The 21,692-nt window shown below is 74.6% G+C and carries 11 protein-coding genes and 22 pseudogenes; 10 read left to right on the forward strand and 23 right to left on the reverse strand.

Going from position 1 to position 21,692, the window contains the following annotated elements; all coding sequences use genetic code 11:
• Positions 1–334 (forward strand): annotated as a pseudogene (locus UK94_RS48555) (ATP-dependent helicase); the annotation flags it as partial.
• 1 nt (position 335) lies between these two features.
• Positions 336–1,396: pseudogene (locus UK94_RS48560) on the forward strand (3'-5' exonuclease); the annotation flags it as partial.
• A gap of 159 nt (positions 1,397–1,555) precedes the next feature.
• On the opposite strand, the pseudogene UK94_RS48565 reads toward UK94_RS48560, so the two are convergent.
• The 3 pseudogenes from UK94_RS48565 to UK94_RS48575 all read right to left on the reverse strand — a co-directional run.
• Positions 1,556–1,679 (reverse strand): annotated as a pseudogene (locus UK94_RS48565) (methyltransferase type 11); the annotation flags it as partial.
• Position 1,680: 1 nt separating this feature from the next.
• Positions 1,681–2,080, reverse strand: a pseudogene (locus UK94_RS48570) (methyltransferase domain-containing protein); the annotation flags it as partial.
• A 1-nt stretch (position 2,081) separates the two neighbouring features.
• Positions 2,082–2,539 (reverse strand): annotated as a pseudogene (locus UK94_RS48575) (methyltransferase type 11); the annotation flags it as partial.
• 622 nt (positions 2,540–3,161) lie between these two features.
• Between UK94_RS48575 and UK94_RS48585 the strand changes: the two are divergent.
• The 4 genes and pseudogenes from UK94_RS48585 to UK94_RS48600 form a co-directional block, all read left to right on the forward strand.
• Positions 3,162–3,730, forward strand: a 569-nt coding sequence (locus UK94_RS48585; protein ID WP_313949486.1) for an aminotransferase class I/II-fold pyridoxal phosphate-dependent enzyme, incomplete at its 3' end; no start/stop codon positions are given.
• A gap of 1 nt (position 3,731) precedes the next feature.
• Positions 3,732–3,920: pseudogene (locus tag UK94_RS48590) on the forward strand (aminotransferase class I/II-fold pyridoxal phosphate-dependent enzyme); the annotation flags it as partial.
• Between the two features lies 1 nt (position 3,921).
• Positions 3,922–4,102, forward strand: a pseudogene (locus UK94_RS48595) (pyridoxal phosphate-dependent aminotransferase family protein); the annotation flags it as partial.
• A 1-nt stretch (position 4,103) separates the two neighbouring features.
• A pseudogene (locus UK94_RS48600) lies at positions 4,104–4,295 on the forward strand (pyridoxal phosphate-dependent aminotransferase family protein); the annotation flags it as partial.
• 28 nt (positions 4,296–4,323) lie between these two features.
• Here the strand turns inward: UK94_RS48600 and aat are convergent.
• From aat to UK94_RS48610, 3 genes and pseudogenes are all read right to left on the reverse strand, one after another.
• Positions 4,324–5,196, reverse strand: a complete 873-nt coding sequence (gene aat / locus UK94_RS11740; protein WP_055749835.1) for a leucyl/phenylalanyl-tRNA--protein transferase — start codon at positions 5,194–5,196, stop codon at positions 4,324–4,326.
• Positions 5,187–6,214, reverse strand: a 1,028-nt coding sequence (locus tag UK94_RS48605; RefSeq protein WP_235487547.1) for an EAL domain-containing protein, incomplete at its 5' end; no start/stop codon positions are given. The genes aat and UK94_RS48605, both read right to left, overlap by 10 nt.
• A gap of 1 nt (position 6,215) precedes the next feature.
• A pseudogene (locus UK94_RS48610) lies at positions 6,216–7,360 on the reverse strand (GGDEF domain-containing protein); the annotation flags it as partial.
• 920 nt (positions 7,361–8,280) lie between these two features.
• On the opposite strand from UK94_RS48610, the gene UK94_RS11750 reads away from it, so the two are divergent.
• A complete protein-coding gene (locus tag UK94_RS11750) occupies positions 8,281–9,165 on the forward strand; it encodes an LLM class F420-dependent oxidoreductase (RefSeq protein WP_055749836.1) in 885 nt (294 codons plus the stop codon).
• A gap of 2,387 nt (positions 9,166–11,552) precedes the next feature.
• Here UK94_RS11750 and UK94_RS11760 read toward each other — a convergent pair.
• The 3 genes and pseudogenes from UK94_RS11760 to UK94_RS11770 form a co-directional block, all read right to left on the reverse strand.
• A partial coding sequence (locus UK94_RS11760; protein WP_235487549.1) for a TIGR03620 family F420-dependent LLM class oxidoreductase occupies positions 11,553–12,376 on the reverse strand: 824 nt, incomplete at its 5' end.
• 1 nt (position 12,377) lies between these two features.
• Positions 12,378–12,428 (reverse strand): annotated as a pseudogene (locus UK94_RS73525) (hypothetical protein); the annotation flags it as partial.
• 1,124 nt (positions 12,429–13,552) lie between these two features.
• Positions 13,553–13,993: a BlaI/MecI/CopY family transcriptional regulator gene (locus UK94_RS11770; protein WP_011607024.1), complete on the reverse strand. Its 441-nt coding sequence runs from the start codon at positions 13,991–13,993 to the stop codon at positions 13,553–13,555.
• Positions 13,994–14,134: 141 nt separating this feature from the next.
• Here UK94_RS11770 and UK94_RS76020 point away from each other — a divergent pair.
• From UK94_RS76020 to UK94_RS76030, 3 genes and pseudogenes are all read left to right on the forward strand, one after another.
• A partial coding sequence (locus UK94_RS76020; protein WP_313949489.1) for a hypothetical protein occupies positions 14,135–14,181 on the forward strand: 47 nt, incomplete at its 3' end.
• Between the two features lies 1 nt (position 14,182).
• Positions 14,183–14,235 (forward strand): annotated as a pseudogene (locus UK94_RS76025) (hypothetical protein); the annotation flags it as partial.
• 1 nt (position 14,236) lies between these two features.
• A pseudogene (locus tag UK94_RS76030) lies at positions 14,237–14,638 on the forward strand (DUF2231 domain-containing protein); the annotation flags it as partial.
• Between the two features lie 165 nt (positions 14,639–14,803).
• Here UK94_RS76030 and UK94_RS11780 read toward each other — a convergent pair.
• The 14 genes and pseudogenes from UK94_RS11780 to UK94_RS48660 all read right to left on the reverse strand — a co-directional run.
• On the reverse strand, positions 14,804–15,934 hold the full coding sequence (locus tag UK94_RS11780) for an MSMEG_0565 family glycosyltransferase (protein ID WP_055749840.1): 1,131 nt from the start codon (positions 15,932–15,934) through the stop codon (positions 14,804–14,806).
• A 90-nt stretch (positions 15,935–16,024) separates the two neighbouring features.
• Positions 16,025–17,156 (reverse strand): MSMEG_0569 family flavin-dependent oxidoreductase (locus tag UK94_RS11785; RefSeq protein ID WP_235487551.1); only part of this gene is annotated, 1,132 nt, incomplete at its 5' end.
• Between the two features lies 1 nt (position 17,157).
• A pseudogene (locus UK94_RS48620) lies at positions 17,158–17,434 on the reverse strand (FAD-dependent oxidoreductase); the annotation flags it as partial.
• Positions 17,421–18,108: carbon-nitrogen hydrolase family protein (locus UK94_RS11790; protein WP_235487553.1), on the reverse strand; the 688-nt coding region annotated here is incomplete at its 5' end. The gene UK94_RS11790 and the pseudogene UK94_RS48620, both read right to left, overlap by 14 nt.
• Positions 18,109–18,139: 31 nt before the next feature.
• Positions 18,140–18,197: pseudogene (locus UK94_RS48630) on the reverse strand (hypothetical protein); the annotation flags it as partial.
• A gap of 1 nt (position 18,198) precedes the next feature.
• Positions 18,199–18,243: pseudogene (locus UK94_RS48635) on the reverse strand (hypothetical protein); the annotation flags it as partial.
• Position 18,244: 1 nt separating this feature from the next.
• Positions 18,245–18,341 (reverse strand): annotated as a pseudogene (locus tag UK94_RS48640) (carbon-nitrogen hydrolase family protein); the annotation flags it as partial.
• Entirely contained in the window at positions 18,338–19,789 is a 1,452-nt protein-coding gene (locus tag UK94_RS11795) for an AIR synthase related protein (protein ID WP_055749931.1), read from the reverse strand. The pseudogene UK94_RS48640 and the gene UK94_RS11795, both read right to left, overlap by 4 nt.
• Positions 19,789–20,320 (reverse strand): annotated as a pseudogene (locus UK94_RS48645) (radical SAM protein); the annotation flags it as partial. The gene UK94_RS11795 and the pseudogene UK94_RS48645, both read right to left, overlap by 1 nt.
• A 1-nt stretch (position 20,321) precedes the next feature.
• Positions 20,322–20,767 (reverse strand): annotated as a pseudogene (locus tag UK94_RS48650) (radical SAM protein); the annotation flags it as partial.
• 1 nt (position 20,768) lies between these two features.
• Positions 20,769–20,847: pseudogene (locus tag UK94_RS73530) on the reverse strand (hypothetical protein); the annotation flags it as partial.
• Positions 20,848–20,851: 4 nt separating this feature from the next.
• A pseudogene (locus tag UK94_RS48655) lies at positions 20,852–21,008 on the reverse strand (sulfur reduction protein DsrE); the annotation flags it as partial.
• Between the two features lies 1 nt (position 21,009).
• Positions 21,010–21,373, reverse strand: a pseudogene (locus UK94_RS11805) (MSMEG_0572 family nitrogen starvation response protein); the annotation flags it as partial.
• A 24-nt stretch (positions 21,374–21,397) separates the two neighbouring features.
• Positions 21,398–21,691 (reverse strand): annotated as a pseudogene (locus tag UK94_RS48660) (amidohydrolase); the annotation flags it as partial.
• Position 21,692 lies beyond the last annotated feature (1 nt).

Raw genomic sequence — 21,692 nt, forward strand, 5'->3', positions numbered from 1 at the left:
GCCGGAGCTGGTCGAGCACTACCGCGCCCGCTGGCGCCATGTCTGGGTCGACGAGTACCAGGACACCGACGAGCTCCAGTACCGACTGCTGGGGCTGCTGTGCCCGCCGGCGGCGAACCTGTGCGTCATCGGCGACCCGGACCAGGCGATCTACAGCTTCCGCGGCGCCGACGTCGGCTTCTTCCTGCGGTTCGAGCAGGACTACCCGGGCGCGGGCACGGTCGCGCTCACCCGCGGCTACCGGTCGACGCGCACGATCGTGCGGGCGGCCCTCGACGTGATCGCTCCGGCGAGCCTGGTGCCGGGCCGGACGCTGACCGCGGTACGGGGCGCCNAGGGGGACGGCCCGGTGCTGCTGCGGCGCTACCGCAGCGAGGCCGAGGAGGCCATCGCGGTCGTCGACACCATCGACGCCGCACTCGGCGGGACCTCCTTCCACGCGCTCGACTCCGGGGTGGACGGCTCGGTGGAGGCGGGCCTGTCATTTGCGGACATCGCGGTGCTCTACCGGACGGCCCGCCAGGCCGAACCGATCATGGAGGCGCTGGCGAAGCGGGGCTTCCCCTTCCAACGCCGCTCGCACCTGCCGCTGGCCGATGCCCCGGCCGTCGCCGCCCTGCTGGCCCTGTTGCGCCCGGCCGGTGCAGCGCACGCGGCCGGTGCGGTCGGCGCCGCCGATGGGGGTGGTGCGGCGGGTGCGGCCGGTGGGGTCCGTGCGGCGGGTGCGGCGGCTGGGCGGGCGGTGTCCGGGTTGCTGCGGGACGCGGCGGCGCAGGCGGTGGAGCTGGCGGCCGCGCTCGGCACCGAACTGGGCGCGTCGCTGCCGGCGGGGTTCGCGGGCTTCCCCGGCGGGCGGGTGCCGACCGAGGCCGAGCTGCGGCTGGCCGTGGAGCTGCTCTCGCCCGTCGCGGCCGCCGCCGGCACCGACCTGGACGGCTTCCTCACGTCGGTCACGATGGCCAGCGAGGTCGACGGGCTCGACCCGCGGGCGGACCGCGTCAGCCTCCTCACCCTGCACGCGAGCAAGGGGCTGGAGTTCGGCCTGGTCCTCATCGTCGGCTGCGAGGACGGGCTGCTGCCGATGCGCTTCGGGCCCGCCGGCCGCGCCACCGTGGCCCCTGGCGAGCGGGCCCCAGGCGAGCAGGCCGACCCGGCCGCGGCGGCGCTGCTGGCCGAGGCCGAGGAGCGGCGGCTGTTCTTCGTGGGCGTCACCCGGGCGCGCCACCGGCTGATCCTGACCTCCGCGGCGCGCCGCCGCGCCGGCACGGACGCCGAGACGCGGCCCTCGCCGTTCCTCGCCGACATCGGCCCGGCCCTGCTGTCGACGGGCGAGGCCGCGAGCACGCGCCCGCGGGCCCGCCGTCCATCGACGGGCCAGCAGCTCAGGCTCGTCTGAACCGCGCGTCCGGTCCGGCGGGGGAGGCGTGGGAGAGCGCCTCCGTGGCTCTTCCACAGGGCTCGGCGTCCGATGTGTCCCTGTGGAAGAGACAGGTGGCGCCGCTCCCCTGCGCCGGGCCACGTTCGGGTCGCGGCGCAGGGTCCGTTCGCGGCGGCCTCAGCGCTTGCGGAGCACCATCGCGAGGTTCCAGGTGACGATCTCGCGGGCGCCGGGCACCTTGAGGATCACCTTCGCCCAGTCCGGCAGGTAGCGCGGCATCGCGTCGAGGATGTCGACGTCGNCGCGGCGGCGGGCCCAGGACAGCGTGTCGGCGACCGACACCGGGAACAGCGTCCGGCCGTAGATGTTCTTCGGTGCCTGACCCTTGCGGCGCTCGAAGCGGGCTGCCGCCCGGTCACCGCCGAGGTAGTGCCACGGTGCCGTCTCGTGGCCGCCCCACGGCGACAGCCAGTTGGTGTAGCTGAGGAAGATCAGTCCGCCGGGGCGGGTGACCCGGACCAGCTCCGAGCACATCCGCCACGGGTCGGGGACGTGCTCCAGGACGTTGGACGTGTAGCACAGGTCGACGCTGCCGGACAGGAACGGCAGGTCCAGCGCGCTGCCCCGGACCCGGCCAGGGACCTCGATGCCGCCGGCCTCCATCTCCGAGACGTCCGGCTCGACCCATACGTAGCGGGCGCCNGCGTCGAGGAAGGCCGAGCGGAAGTAGCCCGGGCCGCCGCCGACGTCCAGCACGAGCTGGCCGGTCAGCGAGGTGTACCGCATGAGCTGGCGCACCGAGTCGGCGGCGATGAGCGAGTAGAACCCCGCCGGGTCGACGGGCTCCTTGCGGTGGGCGAGGAAGAGGGTCTTCGACCGGCCGAGGCCCCAGCCGGAGTACGGCAGGGTGCGCACGAGGGGCGCCTCGCCGTCCGGGCTGTCCGCGGCGCTGCCCGCGGCCGCCTGCTGGGCCGGTGCCGCCGGCTGGATCGGGGCCGCCTGCCGGGCCGGTGCCGCCTGGGTCGGCGGGGTCGCCCCCTTCGCCGGGGTCGCCTCCTTCGCCGGGAGGGCCGCGGACCGCGCCGCGTCCGACGAGGAGGGCCCCGCTGTCGCTGTCGTGGGCTCGGCGGAGGTCGCCGCGGATGCCGCCGTGTCAGACATGGCGGGGACGATAACACTCCGGCCACGGGGGTCCGCCGGCCCCGGGCGAGGGCCGGTCGGTGCCTCGCGGGCGGCGGTCGCGCGAGGTGAGATGCGCCGTCCCCGGTGTATCGCCGCGCGGGCGTCGGGTGCGGTGGACGGAGCGTCTCGCTATGCGTTTGCCCAGCTCGCGCGCGATGTGTGGAATCGGCGGGTCGGGAGGTTTATCGTTTACTTGCTCAACGTTCCCTTGGTTCCGTTGGTTTCTCCTCGTTCCCTGACCCGGCGACGTGCGTTCCCGGTGAACCCAAGGATGGGTGATGGTAGTGGCGCGCCCGACCACCACGTCGGATCCGATGAATTTCCAAAAACTCGGATCCCCGCGAAATTCTGTGCTATCCGCGATCGTCAGGNCAGGTCGCGTGATCCCCGCAAGCCCTCGTCCGGCCAGGTAGCGGCCGGGATGTCCCAGACCTTTGAAACCCTGGGTCGACCCCTGCCACCTGCGCAGAGTGCATTCTCGCCGGCCTGGCGGCACGTACTCGACCGTCCGCTGGGTATCCGCACGGAACTCGACCGCATGCGCCGGCAGGCGCCCTTTTACGACGCGACGGTCGACGAGATCGACGGTCGCCGGATANGGATCGGCGATCACTGGCTCACCGATTTCGCCTCCTGTAACTATCTGGGGCTTGATCTCGATCGGGAGATCATCGAGGCGGTTCCGGCGTACCTGGACCTGTGGGGCACGCATCCGAGCTGGTCGCGGTTGATTGCCAGCCCGCGGCCCTACGACGACATCGAGCGCACGCTGGCGGAGCTGCTCGGCGCGCAGGATGCGCTGCTGCTGCCGACCATCACCCATATCCAGCATTCCGTGCTGCCGGCGCTGGTCGGCCGGGGCGCGCTGTTCGTCGAGCTCCACGCCCACCAGACCGCCCACGACGGGGCCGCGATGGTCGCCAGTCGTGGCGGGACCGTGGCGCGGTTCCGCGAGGACCGGCTCGACCGGCTGGACCGGCTGTTGCGCGCCGCGCCCCACCCCCGGGTGATCTGCGTCGACGGGGTGCACAGCATGACGGGCAACGGGCCGCCGCTCGACGAGCTCCTCCCGCTCGCGCGGGCCCACGACGCGCTGGTCTACGTGGACGACGCGCACGGTTTCGGGGTCGTCGGGCAGCGCGGCCCCGACGAGTCGAGCCCGTACGGCAGNCGCGGCAACGGCATCGTGCGCCATCTCGGCGCCGGCTACGACAACCTGGTGCTCGTCGGCGGGTTCTCCAAGGCGTACTCGTCGCTGCTCGCGTTCGTCGCCTGCCCGACCGAGGTGAAGGAGTACCTGAAGTCCGCGGCCGGGCCGTACATCTTCTCCGGTCCGTCGCCGGTCGCGTCACTGGCGACCNGCCTGGTCGGCCTGCGGGTCAACGAGCAACGAGGCGAGGCGCTGCGGGCCCGGTTGTACCGGCTGACCAGTCGGTTTCTCGACGGTCTGCGCGGGCTGGGCGTGGGCACGCTGAACACCAGCGGATTCCCGATCGTCGAGATCCCGCTGCGGGACGCGGACAACGCCGACCCGCTGGGCCGNTTCCTGTACGAGCGGGGGGTCTTCGCGTCGGTGGTGCCCTTCCCCGTCGTCCCCCGCGACCAGGTCGGGGTGCGGGTGCAGATCACCGCCGCGAACACCGACGACGAGATAGATCATCTTCTCGCCGTCCTCGCCGAGGCCGGCGACCGCTTCCCGTTGGTGGCGGCGAGCGACCCGCCCGATCCCGGCTGAGCCGCCGGCAGGCGGCGACGGCGGCCGGTCAGCCCGCGGGCGGCGCGAGGCGGGCGACCGGCCGCCGGTCGCGGTCGAGCCGGACGTCGGCGTCGCGCACCCGCGCCAGCACCGCGAGGTAGTCGGCCCGGGGGATCTCCAGCGCGCCGAGGTCGACGAGGTGGTCCGTCGTCATCTGGACGTCGAGCAGCACGCCCCCGGCGGCGGTGAACCGCGCGTCGAAGTCGGCGAGGGCGACCTTCGAGGCGTCGGTGCGGGCGTGGAACATCGACTCGCCCGCGAACACGCCGCCGACCCCGACCCCGTAGACGCCGCCGACGAGGTCGTCGCCGTCCCAGACCTCGAGGCTGTGCGCCCAGCCCAGGGCGTGCAGACGCGCGTAGCCGTCGATCAGCTCGTCGGTGATCCAGCCCGACGTGCCGTCGCGCTGGCAGCCGCGGACCACCTCGACGAAGGACTCGTCGACGGTCGTCGTCCACCCGCAGTTGCGCAGCCGCTTGCGCAGCGACCGGTTCACCCGGACCCCGCCGGCCGGGATCACCGCTCGCGGATCGGGGCTCCACCAGGGCAGGTCGTAGCCGCCGGGGCGGCCGGGGGACAGATGCCGCACCCGGCGGGCGGCGACGGCGGCCCGCAACAGCGCGCGCAGGCCACCCGCGCCGGCCGGCGCCGGCTCGCCGACCTCGGCGACCTCGGCGGCCCCCACACCCTCGGCGCCCGCTGCGCCCTCCGGTTCGTCGCCGGTGGGCCACGGGAACGCCCCCGCCCGGTAGGCGCCGACGAGCGTCGCCGGGTCCAGCGTGCCCCCGACCGCGACCGGTGCCCGCCCGGGACTGCGCAGCAGCGAGAAGCCGTCCCACACGGTGGGACCCACCGGGCGGGGCGCCGCGGTCACCGCCACGGGCTGCCTGCCGGCGTCGTCGGTCCGGGGGCCACCGGTGTGTTGCGCACGCCACCCTCCCTCGTCGGGGCGCGGCCGCCGGTGCGGCGAGCCCCGCGGTCGGCCGCGGGATCGCGGGTCGCCTCCCGGGCGCTCGTCTCCCGTGCGCTCGTCTCCCGTGCGCTCGTCTCCCGTGCGCTCGTCTCCCGTGCGCTCGTCTCGCGGGCGTTCGCCTCGCGGGGCGTCGCGAGCCCGACCGGCTCCCGCGTCGCGGTCTCCAGGTCGATCGTGCCAGCCGTCGCCGCGGCCTGCCGGAGTTGTTCGGTAACCAGCTCGGACGGGCCGGGTTCGCCGAGGAAGTAGCCCTGGGCGAGGTCGCAGCCGACATCGCGCAGCATCCGCACCGCCGCCGCGGTCTCCACCCCCTCGACGACGATCCGCAGGTCGAGGGCGTGGGCCAGGCTCACGGTGGACCGCACGATCGCCTCGGCCCGGCTGTCGTCCGCCACCCGCTGGATGAACGACTTGTCGAGCTTGAGCACGTTCACCGGCAGTTCGAGCAGCCGCGCCAGCGACGAGTAGCCGGTGCCGTAGTCGTCGACGGCGATGCCGACGCCCAGCGCCCGCAGCTCCCCGAGCACGGTGGCCGACCGTACCCGGTCGAGCATGAGCGTCGTCTCGGTGATCTCCAGCTCCAGCGCCGCCGGGCTCAGGCCGAAACCGGCGAGCATCCCGCTGACCTGCGCGGGAAAGCCCCGATCGAGCAGGTCGGAGGCGGACAGGTTGACGGCCACGGCGACCTCGAGGCCGGCGGCGTGCCAACGTCGACACTGGTCGAGAGCGGTGTGGAGCACCTCGATCGTGAGCATCCGCATGAACCCCGCCTGCTCGGCCAGCGGGACGAACTCCTCCGGGCCGAGCAGGCCCCTGGTCGGGTGCCGCCAGCGGACGAGGGCCTCGACCGCGTCCATCCGTCCGGAGCCGAGATCGACCTTGACCTGGTAGTGCACCTCCAGCTGGCCGGTGCCGAGGGCGGCCCNCAGGGACTCGATCAGGTCGAGTCGGACGAGGCTGTTCACGTCGGCGCCCGGCCGGTAGGACTCCACGCCGGTGCGGCCCGACTTCGCCGCGTACATCGCCACGTCGGCGCGCTGCAGCAGGGTGTGCGCGTCCTGGGCGTGGTCCGGGTAGACGGCCGCCCCGATGCTCGCGCCCACGTGCAGCGTCACACCTCCGACGTCGAAGGGATCGGCCAGCACGGTCAGCACCCGGTCGGCGACCCGGCGGGCGGCGTCGGCGTCGGCGTGTTCGAGCAGCACCGCGAACTCGTCGCCGCCGAGGCGGGCGTGCAGGTCGCCCGGGCGCAGGGCGTCGGAGATCCGGGTGCCGACCTGGGTCAGCAGCGCGTCCCCGACCTGGTGGCCGAGCGAGTCGTTGATCTCCTTGAACCGGTCGAGGTCGAGCAGCAGCAGGGCGAAGGTGTCCGGCCCGGTGGTGTGCTGCTCGGCCCGGGTCAGCCGCTCGATGAAGCCGCGGCGGTTGGCCAGGCCGGTGAGGTCGTCGGTGCGGGCCAGCACCCGGCTCTCCGCGAGCTGCTGGACCTCGATGAAGGTGAAGGCCGCGCGGGCCAGGGCGGAGAGCACCGTCGCCGCCGCGAGTGCCACGGTGACCGCCGGCAGGTCGATCGCGGCGCCGAGCACCAGCAGGCCCAGCGCGACCGTCGCCAGCACCAGCGGCACGGCGATCACGCCCCACCCGGACATCTTCGCCGGCGGCTGCCAGCGCGGGCGCAGCCAGGACGCCAGCGCCGGCATCAGCACCGACAGCAGCCACAGGCTGGACAGCACCCCGTTCGACGGCGTGTGCCCGGCGGTGACGATCACGAGCAGCAGCGAGTCGGCCAGGGCGAAGCTCACCAGCCCGGCGCCCAGCAGCCACCACACTCGCCCCGGGCGCCAGCCCAGCAGCCCGAACACGGTGACGACGAGCAGGACCAGCAGCAGATCCGCCAGCGGGTAGATGACGTTGACGGTCATCGTCCACGCGCTGTGCTCGGGGTTGGCCCGCGCCATCGCCACCCCGATGCCGCTGGTCAGGGCGGCCACGCCGAGCAGCCCGACGAACGCGTCCAGCCAGATGCTGCGGTGCAGCCGGACCAGCCGTCGGCGCAGCAGCAGGATCACGGNGACGTAGCAGGCCGGGTAGAACAGCAGCCAGGCAAGATCGGCCAGCGAGGGCTGGAGGTCGTCGCCCCGCCCGTCCACGGCGACGTTGTGGTAGATCGTCCCGCAGCCGTAGCTGATGAGCCCGGCGCCGAGCAGTGCCCAGGGGGCGCGCTCGCCGCGGACGAGGACGGCGCGGGACACGCAGATCAGGCCGGAGCCGATGGCGACGCCCCAGCTCAGCGACCGGGCCTCGTCGCCAAAGCGCGGCATGTCCACGAACGAGGCGACGGACAGGGCGAGCGTGGCGAGGATGAGCAGGAGCTGGGCAAGCCGGATCAGCCGGAAGCGGCGCGGGGGAGGTGGCGATGTGGTCAACCGGTCATCCCCCCGCCGGTAGCTGCCTGCGAAGCCGCGAGCCGGGCTCCCGGTTGCGGCCCGGCGCGATCGGTGTGCGCGAGCCGGTCGACCGGCCGCCGCGGCGCGCCGCCCGCCGAGCAGACCGCCGGGCGCGGACCGGGCCGCGTGCCCGCCCCCGTCGGCCTGGGCTGCGCCCCGGAGTCCGGCCGGCGGGCACGCTGTGTGATCGCCTGTGGGGCGGGCGTAACGATGCCAGCGCCTTCGTGCAAAAGGGTACGGACACCCCGCAGGCCCCNCCACCCGGACACCCGACGGCCGTCCTGGCGGCTACCGGACGGAACATGCCTGGATTGTCGTACATCCGGGTTTCCCGGCATTACGGGTGGAAGTCCGTCGCGGGATGCCTGTGGTGATGTTGGGTCTGGCGGGCCGGTACGGCGGGGATGACGTTCTACGAGCGACTCTCCGTGTACGGATGGGTGGCTGTCGTCACCGGCGGGATCCTGTCCGTCGTGGGTCCCGGTCGCTTTGAGGGAGAAACCACGGTCCGCCTCCGCGCCGGCGGTGGCGGAGAGGAGCACCCATGCAGATCGGCCTGTCCCTGCCCGACTTCACCTCACCGCAGGGCCCGGAGCGGCTCGGCGAGGAGCTGGCCGACGTGGCCCGCACCGCCGACGCGGCCGGCTTCGACCACCTGTCGGTCATGGACCACTTCTTCCAGATCCCGCTGGTCGGCCCGGCCGAGAACGAGATGCTGGAGGCGTACACCACCCTTGGTTTTCTCGCCGCCCACACCCGGCGGGTGAAGCTGCTCACCCTGGTCACCGGAGCCGTCTACCGAGAGCCGGGCGCCCTCGCCAAGATCATTACCACGCTCGACGTCCTCTCCGGCGGTCGGGCCTGGCTCGGCATCGGGGCGGCCTGGTACGAGGCCGAGGCGGCGGGCCTGGGCCTGCCGTTCCCGCCGCTGGCCGAACGCTTCGAACGCCTCGAGGAGACCCTCGAGATCTGCCTGCGGATGTGGAGCGACGACGAAGGCCCTTATCACGGCCGGCACCACCGGCTCGCCCGGCCGCTCAACTCACCGCAGGTGCTGGCCCGACCACACCCGCCCATCCTGATCGGCGGCGGCGGAGAACGGAAGACGCTGCGGCTGGTGGCCCGTTACGCCCAGGCGTGCAATCTCTTTCCCGGCCCGGAGCTGCCGCGAAAGCTCGACATCCTGCGGGCGCACTGCGAGACCGAGGGCCGGGACTACCGCGAAATTCTGAAGACCACGACCTATTCCTTCGACGTCGGACCGAACGGGGAACGCGTCGAAAGAATTCTCGACGACCTGGGCCGGCTGGCCGAACTCGGCGTGCAGGCGGTCATCGGCGGTGTGCGGGACGTGTGGCGGCTCGAGCCGCTGTACATCCTCGGCGAGCGGGTGATCCCGGTCGCGGCGGGGCTCGGCACCGCTGCCTGAGGCCGGCCCTGCCGGGCCCCGCGGATGGCCCTGAGAGCGGGCCGTGGGCGGGACCGGCGCCGAGCGGCCGGCTCCGGGTGGGCCGGCGTGGCCCGTGGGCACCCACCCGGAACCGACCTGGGTGCCGGTCTTCGAGGGGGCAACTCGTTGCCGACCGGCACCCGGAGTGCGGCCCCACGGCCGGGGACCTCCCGTCCACCCGGGCGCAGCCGCGCGATCTCGAGTTCACCGCGCCCCGGGCGGCCTGACCAGAGCATCGGTGAGGCGATCGGCCGGGCAGACCCACGGCCGGGGCCGGCCGCGTCGGCCGGGTCGGCCGGCGACCGGACAGGAAAGGGACATCAGGGCCGCACCGCTTCCGTTTCCGGTATTTCTGCCCGTTCGTCTCATCCCACTGACTACCCTGATCTCGGGGCGCGGCGGTGGCGAGAGAACGGAGTCGGCGTGTCGGTCGATAGGCATCCGGGATGGGCGCCGAACATTCTCCGGCGCTTTCGTGAGGCGCACGGCCTGACGCAGGACGGCCTCGCCGAACGGCTGCGCGGGTTGCCGGAAAAGAGCGGATTCACCCCGCCGGCGGCGACCGCGGAAATGATTCGTCGGCACGAGCTTGGCAGGGTTTTTCCTGGGGTCGCCTATCGGCGCTCCTACTCCCAGTTGTTCGGGGTCACGGAGCCCGAGCTGGGTTTCCGGCCACCGCTGCCGGGGGAGTCCGTCGCCGCCGGGCGTACCGGCAGGTCCGGGCCGCCGGCGGGGGACGTGGACACGGACGTGGACGTGCACGCGGACGTGGACGTGGCCTGGTCGGGACTCGTGAGCCTGGCGGGCAGCCGCCCGCAACCGCCCGACTCGGGGCGGCTCGAATCAGGTCGCAGACCAGGCGTGGCGGCGACGGCCGAGTCGGTGCCGGCCGGTGCGGTGGCAGCCGGTGCGGTGCCGGCTGGTGGGGTGTCCGGTGGTGCGGTGCTGCCTGGATCGACCGGCGGAGGGCAGCCAGAGGCGGTGGGTTCCTCCGGAACGTGGACACGGCGCAGCACCGAGCTGCTGGCCGCCTACCTGGCCGCCGCGGTGCAGGGCCCGACGGGCGCGCGGCCGTCGGCCGGGGCAGTGCCGGCCCGGGGATCGGCGTCCGGCGCGCCGATCGTGGTACCCGCGGCCCGCAGCGCCGGGCCGGCGCGCGCACGGCCGGTTCCCGCGCCCGCTGCCGCGGCGGCGACCCGGCCGGCGCAGGCAGACGAGTGGGATGCCGTCCGCCTCGCCCACGAGTGGCTGTTGTTGGAACCGCCCCAGGTCGCGGAGCTCGCCGCCGGGCGGCATGTCGGCGCGGCCCTGGCGGAGAAGGTGGAGGGACGGGTCGGGCAGTTTCGCCGGCTGGACGACTATGTCGGCGGGCGTGACCTCGTGAGTCTGGTCGAACGGGAGCTTCTCGGCACCGTGACGATGCTGCGTGAGGCGGTCTACGACGCCGCGGTCGGTCGCCGGCTGCTGTCGTCGGTGGCCCAGCTCTGCCAGCTCGCCGGGTGGATCGCCGCCGACGCGGGGCGGCACGGGGCGGCGGTGCGCTTCCTCACCGGCGNCATCCGGGCCGCGCACGCCGGCGGGGACACCGCGCTGGCCGCGAACCTGATCTCCACCCAGGCCTACCAGATGGTCAACCATGCCGATGCCCGGCAGGGGGTGNTGCTCGCGCAGACCGCGTGCGCCGGGGTCGGGCGCTCGGCGTCGGCGACCACCCGGGCGCTGCTCGCCGACAGGCTCGCCTGGGCGCATGCCCGAGCCGGGGAGCGACGGGCCTGCGAGCAGACGCTCGCCGTCGTGGAACGGCTCTACGACCGCGCCGATCCGGCCGCGGACCCCNCATGGGTCTACTGGCTGGACGCCCGCGAGATCGACGTCATGGCCGGCCGGTGCTGGACCGAGCTGCGCCGCCCCGACCGGGCCGAGGATCGGCTGCGCCACGGCCTGACCGGCTACGACCCGCTGCGCGCCCGGGAGATCTCGCTGTACGAGACGTGGTTCGCCGAGGCCCACCTGCAGCGGGGCGACGTCGAGCAGGCCTGCGAGCGTGCCGTCCGCGCCGCCCGGCTCGACGCCCGGGTGAACTCCGCGCGCACCGCCGAACNCCTGCGCATGCTGGCCCGCCGGCTCGGCGGGTACCGCTCCGTGCGGGCGGTCCGCGAGTTCGACGAGGTCTACCGGACGCTGCGGGAGACGGTCCCCGGCGGCGGTCGGCCGCGCCCGGAACCGGCCGAGGCGCCGCGGCCCGCGCCGCCCCCCGCGGCCCGCTCCGGCGCAACCGAACCGGTGGCATCGACCGGTCGGGGGACTCCGGCCGTGGCGAGATCGGCGGGCAGCCCGGTTCCCGCCGGGACTGAACGGCACTGAGGCTAGCCGGGCGGCGACAGGGCCGCGGCCAGCCTGCGCCACTGCGCCAGGGGCGGCGTCCCGCCAGCAGTGATCAGGTGGATGCTGACGTGGTCGGCGCCGGCCTGATGATGCTCTGTCAGGCGGTCGACCACGGTCGCCGGGTCGCCCCAGGCCACCAGCCCGTCGACGAGACGGTCGCTGCCGCCGTCGGCGAGGTCGTCCGCGGTGAAGCCGATGCGTAGCAGGTTGCGGGTGTAGTTGACCCGCCTCAGGTAGACGGCTAGCGCGGCTCGGGCAGCGCCCCGCGCGGCCGTCGGGTCGGATTCCAGCAGGACCATCTGGCCGGGGGCCAGCAGCGGGCCGTCGCCGAGGATCTCCCGGGCCTGCCGGGTGTGCGCCGGGGTGACCAGGTATGGCACGGCCCCGGCGGTGCGCTCGCGGGCGAGGCCGAGCAGGCGCGGGCCGAGGGCGGCGAGCGCCCGTTCGGCGGGCGGCACCGGCGGGATCGCCTTGTCGAGTCGGTCCAGGTAGTCGACGACGGCCTGGTAGGGACGTTCGTAGCGGCGTCCGGTCCGAGGCTCGACGGACTCCTTGTGCCCGGCGCCGATGCCGAGCAGCAGCCGGTCCGGATGATCCCTGACGATCGCGACGCGGCGGCGCGCGACGAGCTCGGCCGGCTCGGTCCAGGCGTTGATGATGCTGGTCGCCGCCGTGATCCGCGACGTCGCCGTGAGGATCTGCGCCGGCAGGTCCAGATCGCCCGCGGCATTGCCGAACCAGATCGCTCCGAATCCCAGGTCCTCCAGCTCGCCCGCGATCTCCGCCCGCTCACTCGCCTCTGCCGNCCACTGGTGCTGGCCCGTGCACACCCCGAACCGTCCGGTCCTGACCGTCATCGCTCCGCCTCTCCGGCGCGCCCCCGTACCCGGTCGTGTGGCTACGCCCCTCAAGCCTGCGCGCGACCGGTGCTCGACGCCTCCCGCACGGCGACCGGGATGATGAGGCGGGCTAGCGGAGCAGCGCGAGGTAGTCCGTGCTGGCGTGCACCGCGGAACCAATCATGATCGCCGTGAGCGCGCTGGTCGCCAGCAGGACCGTCGCGGGCACCCGGGTGGCGCTGGCTGACCCGTCGAGGAGTGCCACCATCCTTTCCGTGACGCCGCTGTGGTCGAAGCCGCACGTGGTCGGCGTTGACCGGGATACTCCCGCGTCGCCCGGTCGGTGCCCCTGGGTCTCCCGCAGCGTCGCCAGCGAGACCTTCCCGAGCGCCTGCGCGAGGACGCGCCGCTGCCCAGTCGCGCGGGCCGCGTGCTCGTCCGCCCACCGCTCGCAGGCGCTCTCGACGAGACCGGGCAGGTGTCTGAGCAGCGGGTCCACCGCCGCGCAGCAGGCGACGACCATCCGCAGCCAGTGATGTCCACCGGTGAGGTGGGCGNGCTCGTGGGCGAGCACGGCCTCCCGCTCGGCGCTGTCCAGGCAGTCGAGCATGCCCGCGGTGATGACGACCCGTCCCCCGGTGACGCCACCGACCGCACAGGCGTCGGGCCGGCGCTGCGGGAGGACATGGACCCGACCGGGCGGCAGCCGGCGGACCAGCCGCTCCGCCCTGATCAGGTCCCGGCCGATCCGAGCGGCCGCGGTCAGCAGCATGCCGGCGGCGGCACCGACGGCCAGAACGGCCGTCGCGCCCGCGAGTGACGGCGGAAGCTCGGCCTGCGGTGCCCTGACGGTCGCGCCGAGCCGGTGCGCGAGAGCCGGCACCCGATCGGCGAAGCTGGCCGCCAGCAATGTCAGGGACGACACCCAGCCCGCCGCCGCGAGCACGGCGCCGGTGGTAAGCGCCGCCGGCTTCACCCGGTAGGGCAGCCGTCGGGCGAGGGCCGGTGCGCACACCGCGACGATGANGTTGACGACCAGGGGAACCCAGACCATGTACCTCACCGGTGCCCCCGGTGACTCATCAGCCCGGCCTGCCGCGCGGACGGCGGGCCGGGACTCGGCGACCCCGCCGAAGTCCTACTCATGATCGCGCGCCCGGTGGCTCGCCGGCGGCGGGCGGCGGGCCACCGCCGGTCGGGGGTTCATCCTCGGCGGCGGCCAGCAAGGCGAGGAGGGTGGCCTCGTCGTCGGCCGTGAGCCCGGCGACGAAGTGGCTGAGGACCTCGGTCCGGCCGCGGCCGTCCCCGAGCAGCCCGCGCATCCGATCGGCGAGCTGCCGGGCCGCCGCCGCCGTCGGGGTGTAGGCGTGACCACGGCCGGCGACTGTCCGTTCCAGCATGCCCTTGCCGTGCAGCCGGGCGAGCGTCGTCGCCACGCTCGTGTAGGCGAGTTCGTGGCCGTCCCGGACCAGGGCCTCCTGGGTCTGGCTCGGGGTGAGCGGCCCGCCGGCCTCCCACAGCACGGCGAGGACGGCGGACTCCAGCTCGCCGGCCACCCGCCGCCCGGGCCCCCTGTCACGCATGGCCGGAAGTCTAGCCGCCGACTACGACAACGGTAGTGCTACTATTTCTGTAGTACTACATGAATAGATTATGTGTGTCGCCGCCCATGTGCGGTGCCGGCCCTGATCGGAGTCACGGTGGGACCAACGCAGATCNGTGGCCTGCCGGCGCATGCGCTGCTCGTGCATGTCGTCGTCGTGCTCGTGCCNCTCACCGCGCTGCTGGTCGTGCTGTCGGCCGTCTGGCCCGCCGCCCGGCGCCGNCTCGGTGTGCTCACGCCGTTGGTGGCCCTGGTCGCGGTCGTGAGTGTGCCGCTGACCACCCATGCCGGGGAATGGCTCGAGGCTCGGGTCCCTCCGGATGCGTTGGTCCGCCGGCACGCCGAGCTGGGCGACGGCCTGCTGCCGTGGGCGATCGGGTTGTTCGTCCTGGCGGCGGCGGTCTGGTTGTGGGGTCGGCGCAGCGAGCTCGGCGGGTCCGCCGACGGCGGGACGCACGCGGCCGCCCGCCCCGGTGGGCTGGCCGTGATGATCGTGCTCGCGGTCCTGAGCGTGGTTGTCGCGGTCGGCTCGGTGGTGCAGATCTACCGGATCGGTGACAGCGGGGCGAAGGCCGTCTGGCACGACAGTTTCAGTCCGAACCCCGGACCTGGCGAACACGGCTGAACCTGCGCGACACCTCGCCAGGCCGTCAGCCCACGCCGGTCCGTCAGTCCTCGCCGTGCCGGCGTCAACAGGGCCACGTGCCTCGCCTGCCGCCCGCCGCCTCGCCGCCCGCCGCCTCGCCGCCTCGCCGCCTGCCGAGGTGCCGCGTCCGGCTGCCCGTGCCGCTCAGCCGGCGCTCGCGCCGATGAGCCGGGCGTACAGAGTCAGGTGGGCGCTGGCGGCGCCGGCCCAGGTGTAGCCGGTGGCCAGGGTCCGGCCACGTTCGGTCGCCGCCGGGTCGCGGGCGCCGGCGGCGGCGAGCAGCGCGTCGCCCAGCTCGTTCGGGGTGCTCGCGTAGCGCACCGCCGGTCCCAGGACCTCGCGCAGCACCGGCAGGTCCCGGGCCACGACCGGCACCCCGGCGGCGAGCGCCTCCAGGGCGGCCAGCCCGAACCCCTCCTTCGTCGACGGGAACGCGAACGCCGCCGCCTGCGCGACCAGTGCCGGCAGCGCGCCGTGGTCGACCGGGCCGAGGATCAGCGGCGTCACCTCCAGCTCCGTCGCACGTGCCAGCACCGCCTCGCGGTAGCCGCGGTAGTCGAACAGCGTCTCGCCGCCGCCCACGACCAGGGCCAGCTCCGGGCGGGCCCGGCGGACCAGCGCCATCGCCTCGACCAGGTCGGCGGTGCCCTTGCGCGGTTCGATGCCGCCGACGGCCAGGACGTAGGGACCGAGCCGGTCCGCCCAGGCCCGCCGGGCGGCGCCGTCGCCCGCGGCGGCGGCGAAGCGGGCGGCGTCGACGCCGTTCGGGATCACCGTCGGGCGGATTCCCCAGCCGCGCTCGACCTCGGCGGCCACGGCGGCGGAGACGCAGACGTGTGCCCGCGGGGCGACGACCGCGCGTTCGTGGCAGGCGGCGAGCTCCGGCGTGGTGAACGCGTCGAGGTGGTGGATCGTGCGGATGGCGTGGGCCGGCCCGCGGGGACCGGGGGGACCGGCGGCGTCGAGCACGGCGTTGGCGCTGATGCAGTCCTGGGCGTGCACGGCGTCGTAGCCGGCGGCGTCGAAGGCGGCGGCCAGGACGGCGATCGAGCGCAGGATCCGCGGGCCCACCGGCTCGTCCGGCACCTCCCCGAAGGGCACCGCTCGCACGCCGACGCGGGGATCGACGGCGCGGAAGAAGCCGCCGTCGCCGCCGCGGGCCAAGGTCCACACGTCGACCTCGGCGCCGAGGTCGACGAGTGCCTCGGCCAGCGCCAGGGTGTGCACGACCCCGCCGCGGGGCCGCGTGGAGTAGGTCAGCAGCGCGACCCGCACCGGATCTCCCGTCTCACCGGATCTCCCGGCCGGCGCGGTGGTGCAGCTCGCGGTGGTGCAGCTCGCGGTGGCGTTCTCCGCGGATCGCGCTCATCGTCCGATCGGCGACCAGGGGCCGCCCCAGGTCTGCCCGACCATCCGAGCGCCGTCCGCCGTCGGCCCGGCGAGCGTGCCCGCGCGGACCTGGTGCGCGCGGACCTGGCGCGCGCGGCGGTCACGGACCTGTTCGGCGAGGTAGGCGGCGTCCCGCGCGATGCCGGCGAACCGGCCCGACCCCCAGGTGTGCAGCCACGGCAGGCCGAGCAGGTACAACCCGGGCACGGCGGTCACCCCGCGGCGGTGCTGCGGATGCCCGGCGCCGTCGAAGATCCCGGCGTGTAGCCAGCGGTAGTCGCGGGTGAACCCGGTCGCCCAGACGACGGCGGCCACGTCGGTGACGGCGAGGGCCGGCCCGGTGGCACTCGGGGGCTGCCAGACCGGCGTGTAGCGACTCGGGCCGACCGCCACGTCGAGCCCGTTGGCGGCGATGTGGGCGTCGATCAGCTCGTTGATGCCGTTGTAGACCTCGTCGGCGGCGTCGAGGTTCGCGGCGAGGTCGTCGGCGAAGGCGAACCGGCCGGCGTCGACGCCCGTCAACCGGCCGTGCAGCACCATCCCCTGGCGGGCGAAGGCGCGCAGGTCGATGTCGCGCCCACCGTCGCGACCGGTGACGTAGTGGTTGGTGCGGTCGGCGCTGCGCTCCTCGACCGGCCTGTCGGTGACGGGCCTGGCGTAGTGGCCGGTGTCGTGCATCCAGGCGATGACGTCGCGGCCCCGGTAGCGGCGGGCGAACCGGGGCGCGTAGCCGACCGCGAGGTGCACCTGCCGGCCGGCGAGGTGCAGGTCCTCGGCGATCTGCGCGCCCGACTGTCCGGTGCCGACGACGAGCACCGGTCCGGCGGGCAGGTCCGCGGGGCGCCGGTAGCGCGCGGAGTGCACCTGGTGCAGGTCGGCCGGCAGCCGCTCGGCCAGCCGCGGGATCGCGGGGGTGTGGTAGCCGCCGGTGGCGACGACGACCTGGTCGGCGACGAGCTCGCCGGCGGTGGTGCGCACGGCGAAGCCGCCGGCCGGGTCCGCGGCGCCGGGCCCGTCGCCGAGCGGGCGCAGGGAGTTCACCGCGGTGTGCTCGCGGACCGGCGGATCGAAGCTCGCGCGGTAGCCGTCGAGCCAGGCGACGATCTCGNACTTCACCATGAAACCGTTCGGGTCGGGCCCGTCGTAGGCGTGGCCGGGCAGCCGGCACTGCCAGTTCGGCGTGACCAGGCAGAAGCTGTCCCAGCGAGCGTCGGACCAGGTGTGCAGGGCGGTGTCGCGTTCGAGGACGGCGTGGTCGACGCCGTCGGCGGTCAGATGCCAGCTCATCGCGAGCCCGGCCTGACCGGCGCCGATCACGGCCACGGGGAGGTGTTCGACCGTGTCGGGCGATTCCCGGCCGGCCGCTCCCACGTCACGCGCTCCCACGTCGGGCGTTTCCCTGTCGGGCGACCCCGAGGTAGGCGTCGGGACGGCGGTCGCGCAGGTGGTACATGCCCGCCCGGGCGGACGACAGCATCGCCGGGAGGTCCACCGTGGCGTAGGCGACGCCTGGCCGGGTCCCGGTCGTGGCGAGCACCGCGCCGCCGGCGTCGACGACCTTGGCGCTGGCGACGAACCGCAGCGACCCGAAGCTCCCGGACTGGTTCGCCGACACCCACAGCACCTGGTTCTCCAGCGCGCGGGCCCGGTCGAACAGGTCGAACCGGTGCGTCCAGCGGTCGTCGGCGAGGTCGGGCGCGCGGAAGGTGCGGGCCGCGGGCCACGCCGACAGGCAGGCCACGATCTCGGCGCCGTCGAGGGCCAGCGCCCGCGCTGCCTCGGGGAACGCCTTGTCGTAGCAGATCAGCATCCCCATCCGGCCCAGCGGGGTGTCGAACGCGGCGAAGCTGTCGCCCGCCCGGTACGAGGCGCCCTCGCCGAGGGGTTGGTGCACCTTGCGGTGCACCCCGAGCAGACCGTCGCCGCTGACCGCGACCGCGGTGTTGTAACGCAGGTCGCCGTCGGCCTCACACAGGCCCGCGGTGACGACCAGATCCCCGGCCAGTGCGGCGAGCCGGCGCACCTGGGGGCCGTCGAGGTCGAGGGCCGGCGGCAGCGAGNTGGTCCCGTCGCCGCTCGTCCCATCGGTGNTCGTCCCATCGGTGCTGGTTGCGTGGGGGGCCGAGGCCGTGGCGCCGTCGAGGGTGGTNAGATAGCCGCCCAGGGCCGCCTCGGGCAGGACGACCAGCCCCGCGNCCCGCGCCCGCGCGGCGTCGAGGATCGAGGCGATGCGGGCGAAGGCGTCGGTCAGGTCCCGGCCGAAGTCGGCCGCGACCGCGGCGACGGTGATCACTCGACCTCACCGGCCGGTCCCAGCCCGGTGACGGTGCCGGGCACGCCCTCGGTGAGTTCGCCGTCCGGCCAGCGCAGGGCCACCCCGGCGCCGGTCGTCAGCGCCCCGCAGACCTTGGAGGTGGCGCAGCCCGCGTCCGCGACGCCGCGGCCGGGCGCGTCCGCGGTGAGCATCGCGAAGCCCGGGAAGCACGACAGCCAGTCGGCGACGCCGGCGGAGTCCGGGCGGGGCACCGCGGCGACGTCCAGCACGGCCCCGCAGCCGCTGGCCTCGGCGAGCATGCCGAGCGTGCCGACCAGGCCGGCCATGCTGACGTCCTTGGCGGCGGCCGGGGCGGTGCGGGCGACGAACCCGGTCATCGCGGCGAGCTCGTCGGCGCCGCGGGAGGTGGTGGAGTCCCACTGCCGCCCGGTGTGACCGCGCCGCCAGGTCCCGCCGAGGTCGGCGGTCAGCGAGACGGCGTGCCCGGCCTGCCCACCGCCGGCCGGCACGGGCCGCGCGCTGCGGCCCAGCGCGGTGACCGTCAGCGCGGCCGGGACGCCGAACTGGGTGTGCCCACCGAGGATCGGCAGCCGGTAGGCCGTGGCCGCCGCGCGCAGCCCGGACAGCACCCGGGCGGCGAAGGAGGCGTCCCGGGCTCCGACGGCGTCGAGCAGTCCGACGGGATCGGCCCCCATCGCCGCCAGGTCGTTGGCGTTGACGAGCACCCCGCACCAGCCCGCCCATTCCGGATCCCGCTCGACAAGCGAGGGCACGATGGCGTCGCAGGCGGCGACGAGGTCGCTGCCCGGCACGGGGGCGCCGTCGTCGCCGACGAAGCCGGCACCGCCGGGCCGCAGGCCGCCGAGCAGCGCGCCGAGGGGTGCCTTGGTCGCCGCGGCCTGGCGGGCGAGGCGGTCGATCGGCCAGCGCATCAGCACGTGCGGCTTGCCCGCGACCGTGCAGGGACGCACCGAGCGCCAGCCCAGCCGCTGGAACGCCGGCTCGCCGGCGGCCTGGACGGTCGCCTCGAACCGCAGCACCCCGGCCTGCTCGGCGAACGCGCAGGCCGCCCGGACCAGCGCCGAGCCGATCCCCGCGCCATGTCCCGCGCCATGTCCCGCGCCATGTCCCGCGCCGCCGCGGGCGGGCCGGACGACGGCCAGCCGCCCGCCCCTCCACCAGCCGAGATCGGCGCCGGTCGCGCAGTGCAGCCGGACGCCGCCGAGCAGCTCCCCGCCCGCCGCGCGAGCGAGCAGGACGACGGTGCGCTCGTCGTCGTCCGCATCGTCATGATCGGTGCCGCCGCGGGCGGTGCCGCCGAACAGCCCCTGCTCGACGACGAAGACGTCACGGCGCAGCCGCCGATAGGCCGCGAGATCCGCCCGCTCGGTCGCCACGTCGATCGTCCATGCCGGTGGCCGGGTCGCCGGCGCGGGCACGCCGAGCAGGACGCCCCCCAGATCCATCAGGCACCCGCCGAGGGCAGCGGGCTGCACGCGCCGCAGGCGGCGCAGCCCGCGCGTTGACCCGAGCCGGCCATGCCGGCGGCGCGCAGCAGCGCCGCGACCCGCACGGTCACGTCGGCGACGGTCGCCGCGGGGGGAGGGCTCGCCCCGTCGACGTCGAACGCCAGCGTCCCCGCGATCGGCCGCAGCGGCACGACGAACGGGTAGACGCCCATCTCGACGAGCTCGGCGGCGCCCGCGACCAGCTCGTCCGGGTTCTCCCCGAGACCGACGATCAGGTAGGTGGAGACCTGGTTGCGGCCGAACACCCGCACCGCCTCCCGCCAGGCGGCCCGGTACTGCGCCATCGCCACGGTGGCCTTGCCCGGCATCCAGCGGCGGCGTACCGCGTCGTCCAGCGACTCGACGTGGAGGCCGACGCTCACCGCGCCGGCCTCGCGCAGCTCGGTCAGCACGGCGAGATCGCCGGGCGGCTCGCACTGCACCTGCACGGGCAGGCCCGGCACCGCGGCGGCGACCGCCCGCACGCAGNGGGCCAGGTGGCGGGCCCCGCGATCGCGCCCCGCGGTGGTCCCGGTGGTCATCACCATCTGGCGGACCCCGTCGAGGCGGACCGCGGCCTCGGCGACCTCGGCGAGCTGCTCCGGGGTCTTCACCGCGGTGGTCGCGCCGTGGCGCAGGGACTCCTCGATGGCGCAGAACCGGCAGCGCTCCTCGGCCCGATAGCGGATGCAGGTCTGCACGACCGTGGTGGCCAGCACGTCCGCGCCGTGCAGGCGGGCGAGCTGGTCGTAGGGGACGCCGTCGGCGGTGCGCAGGTCGTAGAACGCCGGCCGGCGAACCGGCTCGACGGTCAGGCCGAGATCGGCCCCGTCGAGCAGCAGGCGCCCCTCGCTCACCCGGTACGGGCTGGTGGGGACGATCGGCAGCGCGGTGCCGACCCCACCGAGCAGGACATGACCGTCGTCGGACGGGCCCNCCCCGCCGCGGCGCGCGACGGGCGCGTCCACCGCCACCCCGTGGACGGCGAGATCGCTTCTCAGCGCGGTGCTGGTCATGTGCTCACACCAGGTAGGTGGAGTTGATGATGGCGCCCTTGCGGGCGTAGTGGATCAGCGCGTCCTGGACGTCGAGCGGGTGCGCCGGGACGACCCCGCTGATGAGGTCCTCCTCGCGGGCGCCGTGCAGGGCGAGCCCGAAGCGGCAGCAGTAGACCGTGNCGCCCTCGGCGATGAACGTCTCCAGCGCCAGGTTGATGTTCGTCTCGCCGGGGAAGGCCGCGTCGCCGGTCGTCGGGAAACCGCGGTTGGCGATGCAGTTGATCGCGCCGGGGCCGTAGAAGTAGATCGCCGACTCGAACCCCTTGCGCAGCGCGCGGGTGGCCTGCAGCACCGCGACGAAGCTCACCGACGACTCGTGGGCGATGCCGTGGACGAGGGTGAAGTAGCACTCGCCGTTCTCGGCCTGGTAGTCCGGGAAGATCTTGGTGGTGCCGTAGAGGTTGCTGCCCTTGGGCAGCGACGGGTGCGGGATCTCCGCCAGGCTTCGGGCGATGTTCTCGGCGATCGTGTCGTCCAGGGTCATCGGGTTTCCTTCGTGGCGGTGGGATCAGTCGTAGAGGGCGGCGAAGTTGGCGGTGAAGACGTGGCGGGCGAGCTCGCCGTCGCCCACCGCGGCGGCGAGCCGGGCATATTCGCCGGGGTGGTCGCCCCACGGCTCGTCGGAGGCGAACAACAACCGGTCGTGGCCGACACCGCGGCGGTCCATCTCGGCGGCAAGCCACCGTGGCGCGAAGCCGACTGCCCAGCTCAGGTCCGTGTAGACCCGCTTTCCCGCGGCGATCCAGTCGAAGAAGCGCCCGCCGGCGAGTTTGATGTGTCCACTCGTCCCGCCACCGAAATGN

This window comes from Frankia sp. AvcI1 (genome assembly GCF_001420875.1).
In the GTDB taxonomy this organism is placed as follows: Bacteria; Actinomycetota; Actinomycetes; order Frankiales; family Frankiaceae; genus Frankia; species Frankia alni.

What these genes read in the sequence shown, in the direction of transcription:
- UK94_RS11750 (WP_055749836.1), top strand. Translation starts at nt 8,281, where the DNA reads ATGCAGATCGGCCTGTCCCTGCCCGACTTCACCTCACCGCAGGGCCCG.
- UK94_RS11770 (WP_011607024.1), bottom strand. Translation starts at nt 13,993, where the DNA reads ATGCGTGACAGGGGGCCCGGGCGGCGGGTGGCCGGCGAGCTGGAGTCC.
- UK94_RS11795 (WP_055749931.1), bottom strand. Translation starts at nt 19,789, where the DNA reads ATGGATCTGGGGGGCGTCCTGCTCGGCGTGCCCGCGCCGGCGACCCGG.